The sequence below is a fragment of the Paenibacillus sp. S33 genome (assembly GCF_053615415.1).
The window spans coordinates 301,889-320,731 of record NZ_JBSIEZ010000002.1 but is presented as its reverse complement, the minus strand read 5'-3'; the positions used below and the strand labels follow the sequence as shown (position 1 = coordinate 320,731).

10 protein-coding genes, 1 pseudogene and 3 CRISPR repeat arrays are annotated in these 18,843 nt (G+C 39.6%); of the genes and pseudogenes, 2 read left to right on the top strand and 9 right to left on the bottom strand.

Annotation, left to right across the window (positions count from 1 at the left end):
• Positions 1-135 precede the first annotated feature (135 nt).
• A pseudogene (locus ACWGXJ_RS26375) lies at positions 136-1,514 on the bottom strand (helix-turn-helix domain-containing protein).
• A 607-nt stretch (positions 1,515-2,121) separates the two neighbouring features.
• On the opposite strand from ACWGXJ_RS26375, the gene ACWGXJ_RS26370 reads away from it, so the two are divergent.
• Positions 2,122-2,565, top strand: a complete 444-nt coding sequence (locus ACWGXJ_RS26370) for an AbrB/MazE/SpoVT family DNA-binding domain-containing protein (RefSeq protein WP_452568139.1) — start codon at positions 2,122-2,124, stop codon at positions 2,563-2,565.
• Positions 2,566-2,599: 34 nt separating this feature from the next.
• Positions 2,600-3,004 (top strand): hypothetical protein, encoded by a 405-nt coding sequence (locus tag ACWGXJ_RS26365; RefSeq protein WP_452568138.1) that lies wholly within the window; start codon positions 2,600-2,602, stop codon positions 3,002-3,004.
• 512 nt (positions 3,005-3,516) lie between these two features.
• Here ACWGXJ_RS26365 and ACWGXJ_RS26360 read toward each other — a convergent pair.
• From ACWGXJ_RS26360 to ACWGXJ_RS26325, 8 genes are all read right to left on the bottom strand, one after another.
• Positions 3,517-4,416, bottom strand: a complete 900-nt coding sequence (locus ACWGXJ_RS26360; protein ID WP_235209160.1) for a copper amine oxidase N-terminal domain-containing protein — start codon at positions 4,414-4,416, stop codon at positions 3,517-3,519.
• Between the two features lie 1,173 nt (positions 4,417-5,589).
• Positions 5,590-6,228, bottom strand: a complete 639-nt coding sequence (locus ACWGXJ_RS26355) for a hypothetical protein (protein WP_123797541.1) — start codon at positions 6,226-6,228, stop codon at positions 5,590-5,592.
• A gap of 1,545 nt (positions 6,229-7,773) precedes the next feature.
• A CRISPR array of direct repeats spans positions 7,774-8,345; the repeat unit is 32 nt.
• A 1,379-nt stretch (positions 8,346-9,724) separates the two neighbouring features.
• Positions 9,725-10,156: direct repeats of the CRISPR family, unit length 32 nt; unit sequence GTCGCACTCCATGTGAGTGCGTGGATTGAAAT.
• A gap of 738 nt (positions 10,157-10,894) precedes the next feature.
• Positions 10,895-11,434, bottom strand: coding sequence for a hypothetical protein (locus ACWGXJ_RS26350; RefSeq protein WP_452568137.1), 540 nt, complete (start codon positions 11,432-11,434; stop codon positions 10,895-10,897).
• Positions 11,435-11,722: 288 nt separating this feature from the next.
• Positions 11,723-11,992 (bottom strand): TetR-like C-terminal domain-containing protein, encoded by a 270-nt coding sequence (locus tag ACWGXJ_RS26345; RefSeq protein WP_452568136.1) that lies wholly within the window; start codon positions 11,990-11,992, stop codon positions 11,723-11,725.
• A 56-nt stretch (positions 11,993-12,048) separates the two neighbouring features.
• A complete protein-coding gene (locus ACWGXJ_RS26340; RefSeq protein ID WP_452568135.1) occupies positions 12,049-12,420 on the bottom strand; it encodes a hypothetical protein in 372 nt (123 codons plus the stop codon).
• A 252-nt stretch (positions 12,421-12,672) separates the two neighbouring features.
• A complete protein-coding gene (locus ACWGXJ_RS26335) occupies positions 12,673-12,801 on the bottom strand; it encodes a hypothetical protein (protein WP_258297711.1) in 129 nt (42 codons plus the stop codon).
• Positions 12,802-13,587: 786 nt separating this feature from the next.
• A CRISPR array of direct repeats spans positions 13,588-13,949; the repeat unit is 32 nt; unit sequence GTCGCACTCCATGTGAGTGCGTGGATTGAAAT.
• A 266-nt stretch (positions 13,950-14,215) separates the two neighbouring features.
• On the bottom strand, positions 14,216-15,214 hold the full coding sequence (locus tag ACWGXJ_RS26330) for a hypothetical protein (protein ID WP_452568134.1): 999 nt from the start codon (positions 15,212-15,214) through the stop codon (positions 14,216-14,218).
• Between the two features lie 1,164 nt (positions 15,215-16,378).
• Complete coding sequence (locus ACWGXJ_RS26325) at positions 16,379-18,805, bottom strand: S-layer homology domain-containing protein (RefSeq protein ID WP_452568133.1); 2,427 nt, start codon at positions 18,803-18,805, stop codon at positions 16,379-16,381.
• Positions 18,806-18,843: the final 38 nt, after the last annotated feature.

Sequence of the window (18,843 nt, the reverse complement as noted above, 5' to 3'; positions counted from 1 at the left end):
AAAAAATGACCAGCATGAAAGCTGGTCATTAGGTATTTATTGAATGCCTTGAATCACATTCCACCAATGTGTTCTTGTGGTGTTAACATGCCCGAAGTCGGATTCTGAGCTAGTACTACGAACACCAGTATGCAGCTAACTGTCACTAAGATTAAAGCCATCTTTTCTGTCATTTCTTTCCCACAAGTCATTCCGGGCAAGTATTTCAGGAGTTGCATACATTTTATAACGTTCAAACAAGCCAACACAATTGGCAATAAGTAGTCCATGATTAATTGTAACAGCTTTTTCAAAAGCGATTATTAAGCATTTGAAACCATATGGATATCTACCTTTATTCAAGCTATACTTAGCCACTTTGTACCAAAAACGGACATACTGCTGTGGTAAAAATTGTTTGGTATACATATCCATAGAGGATACTTCCTGATACGCTGCAATTTGGGGTTCAAAGCGCTGAAGGATATGATCAACATTCACATTATATTGGTTGGCTGCTTCAATAATGTTAAGAAGTTCGGCGAAAATTTCTTTTTCACCAGCTATGTATTCCACGTAATCCGGCAATACGCTAACATCTCCAGACATAAGCCTATTAACATAGGTATTAATTTTTGCCCATTGCTTAAAATTCCCTAGCCAATGGAGCGTATCAGGATCAGTTTCCTTAACCCAGTTTAAGTCAGCATAACGACGGATATGTACTAATGCCTGTTCATGTTTTCCTCTTGCGTCACAGGCATTCGCACACAGCAGCTCGGCGTAAGCTATGTATACAAATAGAGGTCTGCTAAGCTTCTTACCTGGTTTCATTTCTCGCTTAGAATTATGAATCAAATCATATTGAACTTGCCCTAATTTACACATTTGACATGAAAGTTTATACACTTTGTCCCACATACTTAAGGATCTGTACACGTTGGCTAAGTCTTTCAAAGCATCCAGTTGTTCAAATTCATCCAGACGATCAACAAAAGGTTCAAACTTAGCCGCGTTTTGAAGATTTTGAGCCTGATCTTTCCCTATCCGGATACTAAACAGTCGATACTGGCAAACTGCCAATCGCTCTGAATGCTGCTTTTTTTCACTTTCAGCCACATTTTCATAAAGGAGAGCAGCCGGGTCCTGAAAGCCTTTTGGAAAAGCTCCTCAGCCAGTTCAAATAGTAATGAGATGTAGATAGGAGTATCTAGCAATATACTCACTACCCTTTGTATGCAATCTAGACGACCAAGCTCTGCACACCGAAACAAAAACGGGCTTATTTTTCGCCAATTCAGGGGTGATTCTATGATGCATTCTTCAACGTAACGTTCATAAAAATAGTCTGGTGGTAATCCCATCCCGGCAGTAATACGGTCCAATTGATTAACGGATATAGAACGATTGCCTGTGACAATACCGCTCACTGTACCTACATTCAAATCAGTCATATGACCAAACTCAGTCATCGTTATGCCTTGATGTTTTAGATATCTATCAATCTCTGTGCGTATCATAGGTGTGATTTCCATAGATAAACCACCCTTTCAATATGAACTTTAGAATGTGCAAATTTAAATAAAAAGGAGAATTGGAAAAATAGCTATATAATGAAATGTTTGTATTTTTTTCATGATACCATCTTTTGAAACAACAATAAATACTTATATTAGGAAAACATTGGATGATGTACGCAAAAATGACAAGGAATTTAGAAAACCTGGTAGACTCGTAATTCCCAAAGAGGTATTCATTACAAGTGACATGTATTCGAATGACTCAGTAGGAATTTTTGTAGATGAAGAAACGAGTACAATTCCCCTAAAAAAGTGCATTGCAAATCATGTAAATCTTGTCAATCGACCGAAGAGTTAATGGCTCTCTTGTTTGTAAAAGTTGTGCCTGCATGCTCAAGATTTCTTCTACAAAAAAACAGTTTTTACAACCAAAAAAGATTATGGCCCAACTGCTCTTAGATTTACATGAAAAGTACCCGACTGCTACACAACAGGAAATGCTGATATGTTGGGTATATCAAAGTCCCGTGTAAGCCAGTTCATACAAAATATTTAGCCAACAAAAGAAAGATTAGTAGATTTAAATTGGTTTCAATGAATTTAGTTTGGAGGAGGATATCAATTGAAGAATACAGGTATGACACGTCCCTTAGACACGTTAGGTCGGATTGTTATTCCCATAGAAATCCGGAACACAACGGGGATTGAGATTGGCGATCCTTTAGAATTTTATATGGACGATGAAAAAGGTATTTTGGGCATAGGGAAGTATAACGGGGTTTCCTGTAAATTGTGCAATTCGGCTCAAGATTTAAGCTATTTCAAAAGCTCTCTTTTGTGTAGGCAATGTATACTAGACATGAAAGGGAACATAGGTGTTACTCTCATTCCCATCCCTACTATTAAGAAGAAACCTAAAGAATCTAGAGTCCATCGGCCTACGTTACAATTGCTTAAAAATCTGCGTCAGCTCATGCGTGAGCATCCAGAAGCCAAGCAAAGCGAATATGCCAAGTGGCTTGGCGTATCACAGGGCCGAATATCTCAGCTTAAAAAATTATTATAATTGTCGTTGAGTTTGGGAAGGGAGGTGTGTGCATGTGAACAAGCGACTAAGAACAGTTGTTGTTGTCTTAAGTCTAACGATTCTTATCGGAGGAGTTATAACCATTATTCAAAGCCAGACCTTTGCTAATAAAATTAAAACTGAGGTTAAGGTAACCGGCGATTCTAAAACCAGTGCCACCAAAACTGAGACTAAAGCAACCGATGATTCTAACTGGCTCTCACCAGAGAGAAAGAAAGAACTAACTCATCTAGCTGAATCTAAACAACCCCATGTCCTGTTAACTGAGCATGGAGATTTTTATCCCGTTAAGGTTCCAAACAAGTACCAAAGCGATCAGGTTGCAAATTTGGATAATAAGGGGGAAGAAATAACTCCTAAAACAAAACAGGTCATTTTAAGAAATTTCACCTACGAAAAAAAAGAAGAAAAGAAATAAATTTTTGGGGACGCTCATTTTATGGGCGTTCTTTTTTAGTAGGAGTAGTACAGCATACCTGTTCTTGTCTTTGCGTGATTGTTTTCATGCCTGAACCAAAGTCTTCAGACCAGTAGTAATACTGACCACCTTTAGCACAGCGTCAAGAGTCTTCACAATAAGACCAAGAAACGCGGCAGCCCCTCCTTTCGGATAGCTTCGCCGTGTCATTTCCCACCGTTATCTTGTCCTATTAATTGTAACATAAACGAAATACTCGGAAATAGAATAGAAACAACAGAAGCGCCCCGAATTCGGAATGCTTCGGCTGTGTTTCCAAAGCCAGAAATCCCTCTGACGTAGCTTACTAAAGAAAATGTTTGGCTTGTGGTATCGCTTTGCAGCGTTTGCGCTATGGATCTCAGTACACGCCTGAACTGTCTCCCTGTCAGGACCTCCAGGTTCACTAAATGCATCTCCATAATCACACGCAAGCATTTTGCTTAATTAGACAATGGGGTAAATAAACTTAATTATTTCTTTTCCTCTTGCACGTTAACAATTAAGTCTGCAAGCTGTTTAGCATCCTGTACTTTATGGGATACAACCACATTCCCCTTTGTGTCTATAATCCCATATTCACCGACCATCCCAACTGATCCAGAGTTATCATTAAAGAAAACAAGTCGTTTAGTTACAGCTGGTTGTTCACCCCATATACTTTCTATGTTTCCCCCCAAGTATTTAGACAAAGAACTGTGTGTTCCATCCAGCTTAGAAAAAGTCTTTTTCCCCTCCCAAGCTAAGCTCATATAACCATTTTTCAACTCGTAATAATAAATACTGTCACTCCAAATAAAATACATCTTGGAAAAATCATTCTCTGGAAAAATAAAGCTGAAACTTTCTCCTTCAGGTCGATCCTTGGATACATAGAACTGAACTCTTTGCAGTCCAATAACTCCCAATCTAGCTTTTGCCAAATCACCACTTTGTATCAACTTTTGTGCATTTGGATCAGGGTTTATAATAGCAATACCATTGTTCTTGGAGTCCCAATCTACAATAGCCTTAAAATTCTCGCTAATAAATCTCAAAGGAACATAAGTCGTGCCGTCTTTCATAACAGGAGGAGTGCTGAGACTTATTTTTTTATGGTTCTTGAGGGCAACGTTATTACCAACAGTTAGCTGTAGACTATCGCCATCATGAATCACAGTTATTGTCTTACTTTTACTGTTCCAAACAACTTTGTAGCCTCCTAAGGACTCTATAACGCGTACAGGTACGAAACTAGTATCATTTAAAACCAAGGGACTTTTCATATCAGTAAGGAGATTTTCATTTACGTTTAATTTAAGGGGCTTCGCCTTTGCACTAGCCATACTTCCTGAAAATATAAGGAGAACAAAAACACTAAAAAAGAGCGTCATTTTCTTCAATATGATTCATCCCTTTCCGTCTTTTCATTAACATCAGAGTATCCTTTACACATATCATCCTTTTTTATTTTACTTATCTCTCAAGCTGACCCTAAACTTCGTACGGGACATACGAAACCAGCTTTCTCCCTGAGTACACCTTCCTTGAAAACTTCTGAACGCGACACAAATACACTCTCCAACCTCACTCCATCCATAAGATACGTATGCTCTTTTTAGAGTATCAATTTGAAGGAGAAATATACTTATTCAAACTCATCAAATAAAGCCTTTATGCAAAGTAGAATAAAAATTGCTTGCCTGTGAAAGATCTGGATTAATGATATAAACAAACCAATAAAAAAATCGTTAAATTAACTATACAAAAGGTGCTTTTTTTGACTCCCGCCTTTTTAAACAATGTGCCATAACTGAAAATTAACAGAAAAGCACTCATAGAGACAAATAACAGCGTTATGATTAAAATTATTGCAAAGAGATTTTCTTCCCCAATAAGATCAGGCGCCGAATATTTGCCCATAAAAAATCCAATATAATAAAGACAAGTAGATACCATCATAATTTGATAAGGTAGCAATAATGCCAATATAAGATGAATAAGAAAACTGAGATATAGATATATTTTGTTCATTTATTTCCTTTCCGGTTATGGTTCAGTTATTAGCCTCTTGTATTCTGTTTCTTGAGTATACTTCCCCCTTAATGCTCTGCTTAAGTGAAGTATGGAGAATGATCACACATAAAATGAGTTAACGTATCCTTCAAATTCCTATGCTGTTTCATATATTTGAACAAGATATCCAAGGTAAGTACGGTTTTAGAGTCTTCGATACTAATAGTCCAGGACGATGTCTCCTCAGGATGATAACTAAATTCCCTAACAATGCCGTATGCTACACCTAGCTTGTCAATCCTCTTATGTTAAGATCTGATGGATCTCATCAGTCACTTGATCGATATTAATACCACTCTGTCCCTGATCCTTCCCCTCATTCCAGAACCCATTGGATAATAACCTCCTCATATACATGGGATTAAGCCGTGGATTATAACAAGCATCTTGTTTAACTATGCTGCTTGTTAATTTGATAATAGAGCATTGTAGCGCCTGCTCAACAAGCGTGTTATTCAATCACCGTGTTCCGTTGCTCAAATATATCTTGCTTAGAAAGACTCGATTCCCCATTCTTTATATAAAGTGTTAAGTTCATGCGATGTTTTTGAAACAAAATTCTTAACCACATTTTCTTTTAAATAAATTGGTTTTATCAGGGGTTCATTGTCCTTATTACGTAGCCATTGTAGCTTTATATCTCGGTATTGGTTTACTTCAATTTGAGTTAACAATGGTTCGATACTATAGGCATTTCCGACACAGAGCTTGTTGAGAACATCTTCTGCCCATTCTTCTCTCTTGACTAAATTAAACTCTACCTGATTTGACTCCATATTATAGACTTTCCTTATTTCATCTTTTTCTCCTTTGTACTCACGTTCAAAATTCGAATAGACTGTTTCCGTCCATCTTATGTCCGCATAGATATGGGCAAAATACCCTAGTATGTACTCTGTCCAGTTCGTATCAACATTTAGATTTAAATAATATTGGCATCTTTCCTTAAGTATTTCTCTACTAGGAAATCTATCTTCGCAAACAAAATGTGTAATACCCTTTTCGCTTCTTGTCACATCTCCCCTTACATGGACAGCATCTGGAGCAATACTCCCAATTAAGAAACTAGAAGATGGAGTTCGCGAGCAAAGTTCTAAAGCTATCGCAAAATGGACCATCGGATAAGGCATTCTTGATAACCTCCTGAGTTAAGAAAATCATTCGATGTAGCTTTACACCAGCATACTACAACATATTGAAACTAACTCGCCCATTGGCGTACGAAAGCCGACAAATGGCCAAATGTTATCGGGTATCCACCAGCATGATCTATTCAAAATGAACTGACCTTACTCCTTTTTCGGGTTACAGACATCCTGCCATCCGCAAAATGACATTAACGTACCAGTTCATGATGCGGCTTGCCTTCTTTAATTCTGGCCTACAGCTTTTCGTTATTACGAGGCTAGGAGTGTAGAGCTACTAGGCGAAGCTACTTCCTCCGACCTTGTCTACATAGACGTTTCTTGAAATCACGTTGTAGCCCCAAAAAAATTATATTACGTTACGTAGAGAGACGATATCTTAATGCTAGAATGCACTAGAAAATATCGCCCCCCCCTCCTTGTATCTATTAATTAATATGTCCCATTCTCACCATTAAACATCACTACCTTCGCTTGCTTCACTTTGGATAACCTATAATAGGATACCAACTTATTACTGGATTTTATAAACTTATACTTATCATGCATTAAAACTTATCGCCCCTTTGCATCCACTCGGTAAGCGTAGATTAGCAGCTATACCTGGTGCGAATGCCAAGCTCACATGATTTTCCCGAGTTATTCGCACCTCAGATTTTGTCGAAAACGCGTTGAATGTGAACAACACCAGAACTTTAATCAGTGATTTTAGTATAATCTAGTTACCATATATACTGTTGTACGCTACAATAGAGATAAAGGCTCTTGGATACGTTGTTTTTTGCTGTCGCACTCCATGTGAGTGCGTGGATTGAAATAACGTAGCGACCTCAGCGCTGCTACCTGACGTAGCAAGTCGCACTCCATGTGAGTGCGTGGATTGAAATCCTGTGGTAAACGATGTCTCGGAATAATTTATCACCGTCGCACTCCATGTGAGTGCGTGGATTGAAATAACCTTTTTGGCCCATTTTGCTAATTCAAGCGTAAGTCGCACTCCATGTGAGTACGTGGTTAGAAATTAGATGCTGTAACCTACAAACACCTGTCCAACGATATGGAATCAGCACTGGAAGAAATTCGAGGAGTATATGTCGACCATTTTGTCCTTACATTGAAATTGATTCATAGTAAAGGATTTTACAAAAAAGAAAATGAGGCTGTCATGAACTATATTAATGTATTTCGGGTTTGACCCCATTTCTTGAAGTTCGAAGTATGAACCCGGGGAGTTGATACCAAAAAGAAGACAGCTTGCGCTTCTACAACTTAGGAGATGACTACAAAATGAAAGTAGAGCATATAGGGGCTAAAGAAACTTACGACTTGGAAAGCGTACTCGGTTTGTAAGGTGCGAATGTGAAGCTCACATAAAAACCTCGGGTCCTTCGCACCTCGAATTTTGTCGAAAATCAACTAGATCAGTTACTTTCAATAAATGTCAATGGTTGACCCAAGCCTTTTTGGCATCTGTTTTTGCGATAATGTGAGGAATTGATATCATTAGAGTATGAATTACTGCATTTTCGCTGTCGCATTCCATGTGGGTGCGTGGATTGAAATCCCTACGATAAACTGTTTGATTCGACGATTAATTAAGTCGCATTCCATGTGGGTGCGTGGATTGAAATTTTCAAGTCAAATTTGCCTTTATACGTTTTGATTGTCGCATTCCATGTGGGTGCGTGGATTGAAATCTTTTTTGGGCGAAACATGTTGCAATTAAAACACTTTGTCGCATTCCATGTGGGTGCGTGGATTGAAATTACGATGTCTGCCTCTTCCACACCGCCAGATTGTGGTCGCATTCCATGTGGGTGCGTGGATTGAAATATAACTGAGGCAAAGAAAATTAATAGATTTCGTATTGTCGCACTCCATGTGGGTGCGTGGATTGAAATAATTGATTTTGCTCAATAACCTTAATCCCGCGTTTTGTCGCACTCCATGTGGGTGCGTGGATTGAAACTATGTAATATCCAAATCTAACTTTGTCACCCTGATGTCGCACTCCATGGGAGTGCGTGGATTGAAATTGCATCTTGTTCGCGACTTGGTGTGTCTTGTCTCGTCGCACTCCATGGGAGTGCGTAGATTGAAGTAATAAGCTCGTCCCTCTTTTGAAGCTTCCATTCCTGATCGTACGATTTGGAGAGCGCCGCTTTATCCGAAATAAAAAGGTCCGGTAAGTGGAGGAACGGATATTTTATGCGATTTGGAGGGTGGGCGACGGTTTAGTACACTTTCGTGTGGGATGAGCTGATCTTGTAGCAAAAAGATGATTTTCACTTCCATGGATGCCATAAAAACCTGTCGTTAGATAATATGAATGTTTTATTATGGTGCGAATGTGAAGCTCACATAAAAACCCCGAGTCCTTCGCACCTCGAAATTTGTCGAAAAGCAACTGAATCAGTTACCTTCAGTAAAAATCAAGGGGTGATCCAGGCCTTTTTGGCATCAGTTTTTGCGACAATGTAAGAAATTGATATCATTAGGGTATGAATTACTGCATTTTCGCTGTCGCACTCCATGTGGGTGCGTGGATTGAAATATTGAGGTGGATAACGGCATGAAGTACGCGGCGGGTCGCACTCCATGTGGGTGCGTGGATTGAAATCGTCGAAACACGGACAAGCTAGATCAAGAGGAGCGTCGCACTCCATGTGGGTGCGTGGATTGAAATCGCTGCCAGTGTAGGCAGCTCGTCGGGATCAGCGTCGCACTCCATGTGGGTGCGTGGATTGAAATAGAAGAAACAATTCCATGACCATCTTTATCTAAGTCGCACTCCATGGGAGTGCGTGGATTGAAATGTCTTTGCCCTCAATGTACTCTACATATTCGGGTGTCGCACTCTATGTGAGTGCGTGGACTATGATGGAGCAGTTGTCACCTGGTCGTACGATTGGAGAGCGCCGCTTTATCCGAAATAAAAAGGTCCGATAAGTGGAGGAACGAATATTTTATGCGATTTGGAGGGTGAGCGACGTTTTAGTGCACTTTCGGGTGGGATGAGCTGATCTTGCTGCAAAAAGATGATTTTTACTTTCATGGATGCCATTAACATCCGCCGTTAGATAATGTGAATGTTCTATTATGGTGCGAATGTGAAGCTCACATAAAAACCTTGGGTCCTTCGCACCTCGAAATTTGCCGAAAATCAACTGAATCAGTTACTTCCAGTAAAAGTAAATGGTTGATCCAAGCCTTTTTGGCATCAGTTTTTGTGACCATGTGAGGAATTAATATCATTAGGATATGAATTACTGCATTTTCGCTGTCGCACTCCATGTGGGTGCGTGGATTGAAATTCTCACCTGTACGACCTCGATGCCCATAACCGTAGTCGCACTCCATGTGGGTACGTGGATTGAAATCATGAATAACCACCCTTCCAGCTTTTGAAATAGTATCGTCGCACTATGAGTGCGAGGATTGAAATCTCTCGATGATCCTGCCTTTTTTTGTGTAGCTTGATGGTCGCACTCCATGTGGGTGCGTGGATTGAAATAAGTCCCCACTCGTAATGACGGCACAGCTTATAGTCGCACTCCATGTGAGTGCGTGGATTGAAATTTGGCCTCCCCCTTGACCTGATACATGCCTGTACGGTCGCACTCCATGTGAGTGCGTGGATTGAAACCCTTTACACCAGCATCCATAAACATTCCATGGGTTAGTCGCACTCCATGTGAGTGCGTGGATTGAAATCGTCATAGGCACGCATCCCCTTTCGTATCTCTTGCGTCGCACTCCATGTGAGTGCGTGGATTGAAATTGCCCACCTGGTCATATTGACAATGCGAATACCGGTCGCACTCCATGTGAGTGCGTGGATTGAAATCTCACTATACCTTGACCAAGGAGTAGGAGTAACAGTCGCACTCCACGTGAGTGCGTGGATTGAAATTTGGGTAGCTATTAGAGTTGCTAAACAGATGGCTTCAGTTGCATTCCCTCTGTTTAACTATGCTACTGGTTAGCTTAATGACGCATCATTAGTCTAATACTTTATTGTCTTTTAACAGCAACAACATTAAGTACCAATAAGCAGCCCCTTGCGGCAAGCAGAAGGGTTCCATACCATAAGGAACCCACAATTCTCTTTTTTACTCAAACGAACAGAGAGTAACGTTACCTATGCACAGAAAAGCCTAATGGACCACTAGAAGCGACTTCTAGTGGTCCATTAGGCTTTTGTTCTCATACCCACTCAAATCTTCATATTTAGCTATGTACTCTCTAGCCTGATCAAAAGAATCTTGCTTCAGAAATCGAATTGTATCGTCGAAAAACCATATCCCCATGAATCACTAAATACGAATTAGGGGTTCCTATGGCATAAATCACTTGCTGCTTGGAAGGCCTATTGTAAGGGGGCTGCAGTTTCTAATCGTGAACCCATATGATGTTTGGCCAACCTTAACCTCTTCACTACTTGAATTAAGCTGTATGATCGAATATTCGTAGCCCCAAGAGTCTACATTTATATACGTTGGAGTGCCCATGGTATCAATTACATCTTGGATAGAAGATCCTATTGTAAATGGAGTAGCCCCAACTATATAAAAAGCGGCAACCCTGGACGAGAAAATAGAGTCCTTGACTTTCGCTTATTTTATTGAGCCAACGTTTCCCATTAGTTGAATCAATTTTCGTTTATGTATGATTTATAATCTTGTTCGTACGATAATTTTGTTTCCTCAAACGTTGGAATATCTATGAATTCAATATTTTCTGTATTCAAACCTAAAAAATCTTTTACAATTATTCTCACGCTTTTCTTAATCTCATCAATGTCCCAAGATTGGGATGATTTTGACCACATATCAATATAGACAGGTTTATACCCATCTATATTCGTCGGAGCAGAATGAGGAACTTGACAAGAAACATCTTCTAAATCTCTTGGGTATATGTAATGATAATAAATATCTTCATCACCATTTATAAAACTTTCAATTTCATCAGAATATTCTTTATCATCACCAATAATATCCATATCGTATTTTAAGAGGTTAATTAGACCTGTCACGGTTGTAAGTTCAAAATAACCTAAGAAATTTATTTGATCTTGATCAGAATAAAGCATAATTTCATCATTGCGGCTCTTGCTACAGAAACCATAAGCCCCATACCAGAATAACCAATGTCGTACTCGGACATATATTGTTTGAATATTAGTCACCTACCTGAAGGTCTTTTATCGAGATTAAACAGGCGTATTTTCTTCCCCATCGTTCCCCTACTTCTAAAAGAACAGTACGGTTATATCTTAACACATTTCGGAAGTAGTCCTGCCCGTTAGATGAAAAAAAGCAGCCGATCACATTGGTCAGCTGCTTTCTTAGTTGTATTGAGCTATCGTTTCCCTTTAGTTGAATCATTTCTTCTTGGCTTGCACTTATGGGTTTTTGAGGGCAGGCAGCAGGATGCCGTCGATTAGCGCTGTGAAGAAAAGCTTATCGAACGGTTTTCACTGGATGAGTCCGCGAAAAGAAGCCACTGAAGTAATAACCTGGCAGGCCATCTCAATGTCTGCCTGAGCAGGAATCTCACCGCGGGCGACGGCTCGATTCATGAGCTCGCGGTTCACAACCATCCACGGCTCGAAAATCCCGGCTGTTTCAGCCTCGGCAAACGCCGGATGCTGCAAAAAGGAGCCAAGTCCCGCTAAGACTCGGAATTTGCGTTCTTCTTCCGTGATGGATTGCGGCTTCAACAATATAAGGAGATCTTCACGCAAGCTTCCTGTTTTCCCGTTAGCTTAACCAAACGATGAACCTTAATCATCGCTTGTTTCTATACAAGAGTTCCAAACAAGTAAACTACAAACACTATAATACTAAGAATCAACATAACTCCTCCCACCCTATAACACAAAGAAGTTCCAAAATTATTTGAGTATTTTTTCGAAATTATCACTGCTGGTAACCAAAATACAATAGCAACCATAAATGGAATGTGATACCCCTCGGTTTCATTCGTATAAATATCCCAATTGAATAACTTAAAAAGATAATGGCTCAACATGAAGTCGTTTTGAAATTTAAAATTAAATAAAAACCCTAAAGTTAGAACAACTATTGCAAATGACCCAGTACCAAACGGTCTTTTTATTGTCACTTCATTTCGCTCCCCTGCAAATTGTTGCCCTTTGGCTACAATTCTCATCGAGTTGATTTCCTAATTATATGCTATACGTAGGAACAGTAAATTTGTTGCGTTATCCTGCCCGTTCGTATAAAAAAAATGTCTGACATAAATAAGCAGACATTTCATCCTCATGAATTTGTGGTATAATGGATATAAATAAAAGTAGCCGCGATGTTAGCGCATCACGGCTACTCGACAAAGGCCGGTGGGCAACCACGGCGAGAATTTCATACGGATACGAAAAACCACCGGATAGCTAGGCTCCCAAACCTATTCCCGGTGGTTTTTCTTGTCTCGCCCTTGCTTATAGACGTTGACTAACGTAATTAGGCCAGTCATAATACCGACCAACTTCAGTACAACATCCAAAAGCTTCAGACACAATTCAAGATATGACACGGCAGCACCCCCTTTCGGGTAGCTTCGCCGTGTCTTTCCCCACCGGTTACCTTGTCCTATTAATTATAGCATAAACGCGACACTCGGATATAGAATAGAAACAGCAGAAGCGCCTCGAATTTGGTTCGCTCTGCTATTTTCCAAGATTCAGGAGTCCCTCTGACACAGCTTACTAAAGAAAATGTTTATCTTGTGGTATCGCCCGCCTTGCAGCGTTTGCGTGATGGATTGGTACACGCTAAATTGTACAAAACGTGAAGTTTAATCAGAGAATTTAGTATAATCTAGTTACCATACTTACTTCTGTGCGCTACAATGGTGATTAGAAGATCCTTGGATACGTTGTTTTTTTGCTGTCGCACTCTATGTGAGGGCGTGGATTAAAATAATTGCTGTCATCAGGCTGTCGCTCCTTTTTTTATTTTGTTGCAGTATGAGCACATGGATTGACGCATAGCTCACTGAGAGGAGCACGGGAAATTCTTGGAGACGGAACTGCAACCGTCTTGGTTTTATTGCCCATTCCATTTTTAGATTCGGCATCTGTACGTGTAGAAGCTAATGTCACGCTGTTTTAGGAGCTTGTAAAACTAATAGATATTTCTGGTGCGAATGTGAAGCTCACATAAAAATCCTGGGTCTTTCGCACCTCGAAATTTGTCGAAAAGTAACTAAATTAGTTCCCCTCAGTTAAAGTCAATGGTTGATCCAAGCCTTTTTGGCTTCAGTTTTTGCGATAATGTGAGGAATTGATATCATTAGGGTATGAATTACTGTATTTTCGCTGTCGCACTCCATGTGAGTGCGTGGATTGAAATTAAACATCCCATCTCCGCGTCCAAGCAAATTTGGTCGCACTCCATGTGAGTGCGTGGATTGAAATACCTCCTCTCCTTTCGTGAATTTGTAGCCTTACAGTCGCACTCCATGTGAGTGCGTGGATTGAAATAAACCATGTTGCCGATTACACTCCAGACCGTTAGCGTCGCACTCCATGTGAGTGCGTGGATTGAAATAATCTGACGTCCAGTCCAATTAACTGGCCCTACTGTCGCACTCCATGTGAGTGCGTGGATTGAAATACGAACATCATCGTTGAATAACTTTTCATATTCCGTCGCACTCCATGTGGGTGCGTGGATTGAAATCATACATAATCCATCTGTGACCAGTTTCTAAAGTCGCACTCCATGAGATGGCCATTAAAATGAAAGCCGGTGAACTACTCTGTAGTAGAATCACCGGCTTTTATACTTATTCTGTCTCTAATTTAATCTGTATCCTTATTTTGCTCCTCTACAGAGCCACAGTTGATCTAATCGCTCCTATACATCATATTTAAACCAACTCTTCAAGGCACCTTTCTCGTAACAAAGCAGCAAGTTTTTTTTCACCAAAACTGCTTATCTAACAGTTAATTTATATCAATTAGGACTTCATAAATAGAATCTTTTCCTCTATACTTGTAAGTCCCTATCATTCTTAATTCTTTCCCATCCCAAAAATACTTATCACCTATATGTGGATGAGGTATGCCTTCTATAGTTGAATAGTCCACGAAGCGAAGTTCATCGTCTAGGTATCCAATTCTTACTATATCATCTGAATGTTCAACATAAAGCCATTGGCCACTCTTTGATCTCCCAACAAAATCTCCAAGTAAATTTGGATATTTTTTAGGTTGGCCCAGATCGTCAAATTGTGGTTCACCGGTTTTAAGATTAAGTATATAAATTTTTGAATAAGCTGTTGCTACAATATCTCCAGAATTCAGGTCTATATATTGATAATCAAAACCTTCTGACGAACCAAACTTAAATTTGATATTAATATCTATAGAATGTTGATAATCGCCACATAATATGAGCTTCACAGAGTCTCCATTGTCGAATTTTAAAGCGTACCCCTTGGATGTCAAAACAATTTTATCCAGTTTCCACGATTTGTCTATTCCATTATCAACAAAAGAGTGTACTTGAATTTTATTATTGCTGTCTAGGTACTTTACTGTATATGATTCCTTATCAGCAAAGATAAAGCCACCAGGAACCCCCTCAGCATATTGCTCTAATTGACCTAATGCTAAATCTTTTGATACCCAGTTTCCATCTTTTCCTACTGACACATATATTTTTGGAGTATCGAAATAATTACTTGGATTGGTTTGAGAAGAGACTGTTAATCTGTCATCTTGCTCAAAGGCAGACCTACCTGTGGAAACATCATGTATATTCGTGTACTGCTGATTACCATATTGTAAATTTACTTTTTTTAGAACAAATTGTTTTGTAACTTCACTTGTTGATGTTGAATCATAATCTATTTGTTTATAAGATTCAGATGGATCTTGATTGCTGCAAGCAGTAACACCAAATAGTATTAGCAAAATTAGTAAAACAAGAATCTTTTTCATAAATTTAATTTAACCCCTTTTTCATTTCACATATGACTTGATCCTGGCTAATCCTCTCCACAAAAAAACAAAAAGTTCATCATCTCATTTTCAATTACCACTTGGCACCGCATCCGTAAAAAGAATTGGAATTGGAGTTTTGAAATTGAAATTCAATGTCTCAGATAGTAAATTAACACGCTGATTATACAGAAACGATAAACATCAAAATAGCTAATTTTTTGTCCGTCTCTATAATAATCGGATTCCCCCCTCTCTTCACCTATATATGTCCAGATACAAAGTCGATATATTCGTTATAAGGGATCGTCTAAAACTCGTTTTCTCTCCTATTTATATCGTTTCTTCAACTGTTCGATAAATTTAGTACCAATTCCATGTAAAAATCAATATCACGCAATTTCAAAAAATGATAAACTTCCCGCTTTCACTTAGGATGTAAATTATGCCAATTATATAATACGCCAAATTAGATCAATTTTCCTCCTTTTTATATTATAAATTAGGAAATTAGTCACTTGTCATTCAAAGAGCGCTCCATTGTTAAAGATGGGGAACATCCAACCAAGGATACTCTCTACCTCTTAGTCAGACGCGAACGCGTATGTTTACGTATAAATGCTCGAATTAGGCGCATTTCCTTACGGGCAGTTTCCTTCTGTTCCTCTACTTCCTGTGAACTGTCTACAGCTTCACCGTTCTTAAAAATCATAGTTCGCATGGCTGACTTCATCAAATGTACCTAATAATAGCTTCCTGTATAGCGTTGAGAGCGTGAGCGCCCGCTACTTATCGATTTCCCAACTTCTCAAGTGATCTTGAAGCTGGCTGGAGCGTTTGGCATCTGCTGCCCATGTTTCCTTTTCCCAAGCGTAAGCAAAATGATTCCTCCAACTCGCCCAAGCGGCTTAACAGCTCTATACGAAGCAGCTGGCTTCGCTGCATACCATTTCAAAGTTTCACCGCCTTTCTTGCAAACTTCTATGAATACAGAATAACATCTGCATTATTCGGATTTACTACTGATTTTCGAGGGGATCAGCATTATTGCATACCATAAATCCTCTTTTCAAGACGAAGTATTGGAACAAAAAAATGGTCAGGAAAGTTTCCTGACCACTTATAATATCGTAATGTTTAATTCACTTCCTAAGTAATTCAGTTTTATTCTATAATTTCCAGATCCAAATCTTGTCCATTCCAAACCAGAAGTTGATACTTTCCTGGCGGCAAATCGCCTGTAGAGATAGTAACTGGTTTATTCACTTCATCATCCGTAACAATTATCTTTTTACCCCAGTTTTCTGCAACCAAATCGTCGTAGTTACTTTGGCTTCCTAAAACAAATGTATTTAGCAGATATACATCTGAAACATCTGAAAGAGAGAATGTAAGAGCGTCTCCTTTTTTCACCTTTAATATATCCCCGATAGGTTGAATCATTGTAATTCTGACCGTTCTTCTATTTCCCCAAGTCTGAAATTCTTTATTGAATTCACCATTTGATGTAACCACGGAGCCTGTGACTAAACGGAATTTATAAATCAACCGATCCTCCAAATGTTTAGGCAATATAAAGACTTTATTGTCCTCAACTCTTACAGCCCCATCTTCCTTTGTGAAAGGCGTAAAAGGACCGTCACCAACAGACCACTGAACGATATCTTCCGTTGTCTTCCCATCCGCAAGCTGTAACAAACGGTTATAATTAAACGAAAATTGATCAAGTCTATCCTTTCTTTCAGAATATTGAGTATATATCGGTGACTGATCCAGAGGCTCGTTCTCATCCAAAACCGTTATTTCCTTACTGCGATAAGCACCATTTTTGTCATAAACCGTCAGATCAAATTCAAAGTTGTTAGGATAATCCCAATGATTAATATCATATGTCGAGAAACTGACGGAATTATTAGCCGGAACCTCCATTTTCAGCACCTCGCCGCTTTCGACACCCAACTCAAGGGATTGCAGATTACGGTAATCTATGAAATCACTTGAAAAGTAAGCAGTGCCATCATAAGAGCTAGTAAAATAAACGGACTCTCCGACTGTTACTATTTTTTTAGGAACAGAAATGCTAGCTTCTCCATTATGCTCTGGTGCTTGAGGTGTATCATCTTTCTTGTCGTCATTTTTTTTATGATCATCTTTTTTTGGATTATCGGATTCATTAGAGTCACTAGAAGAACCCCCACCGCCGCCTGATGATGTTGTCCCTTGTGATCCTAATGTATTTGTCGAATTGCCTATCGTGACCTTAACATCACTATTTACCTTGTCGCCATTTGTCACAGATTTAGGTTTTGTTTGAAAAGAAACATTTTCAGCATTAACTATGGCCTTATCAACAGAACCTAATCCTATTACCTTGGCAGCAGCATTAAGCACCAGAGAGAGAATAGAAGATTCTTGTGCCATATCTATAGTTGTACCCGTAGCGTTGTCAGCTACGTTTAACGTATCAATTTGTCCGTTTGGAATGTTTACATTAATAGCGAATGCTTCCACGTTCACCGTGTGGAAGTATCCTGTAAGGCTCACATTCGATTTTGCTGGGAGCTCATTTGTTAGAGTAACCCGATCAACACTAGCCCCCTGTGAGACATCCAAGGCTGCGCCCGTCTTAATTTTCACTTCACTTATGGAAGTTGCACCTTCCGCCACCAAACGAACGGTTCCATCCACTTTGTTTACGATGATACTAACTAGCACAGAATTATTCAGATGAACGCTATGCTCTCCACCGCCGTAAACGTAGGTTTGACCGTGGACTTTGACATTCTTCAAGAATACATCGCCGTTCCCAACGGCTTTCCCGATAATTAAATCACCCCCAATTTCCGTATTTTGAAGCGTTACACCCGTTGTATTGATGACAACATTGCCTGACTGCTTGGCGAGTCCAGTTGAAGGTCCATATGTTCCTGATTCTCCATACCAAGCACTAGAATGATTCACAGCACGATCCAGAATCGTGACCGCCTCAGCACGAGTCAACGGTTTTTGAGGCTGAAATGTACCGTTCTGGTAGCCTTCAATAATGCCCGCTGCCACTACAGCATTAACGGCTTTTTGGGACCAATTGTGCAGAGATGCGCCATCTTTAAAGGTTTTATTTGAAACGGAAGAAGGGATTTGAAGCAATTGGTTTATGGTCACTGCCGCCTCTTCTCTACTTAATACTTGCGTAGGGCGAAAGCTGCCATCCTCGAATCCTTTCATATATCCAGCGTAAACTGCATCCGTAACGGTTGGGGCAAACCAATCGTCTTTATCTACATCGGTAAAAGATGCTGATTGTCCTGGCTGTATTTGAAATGCACGATTTAACAAAGTAGCCCATTCACTTCTTGTAATCGGACGATTTGGCTCAAAGCGTGCGTTCGCCACACCTGAAACCACTCCTCGATGGCTCCATTTTGCAACGTTGTCCGTTGCCCAATGGTTCGCCATATCCCCATATGGTTGAGATACAGTAGAACTTTCTTCCTTTGTTACATGGTGTGAACTGTCGGCTGCGAATATGGGACTAGCCCATACAGAGGTCGCTAAAATTCCAGCCGTGAAAACATTAACCCACTTCTTCATCTTTTTTGTCCTCTCATGTATGTAGTGTTAAATCAAAA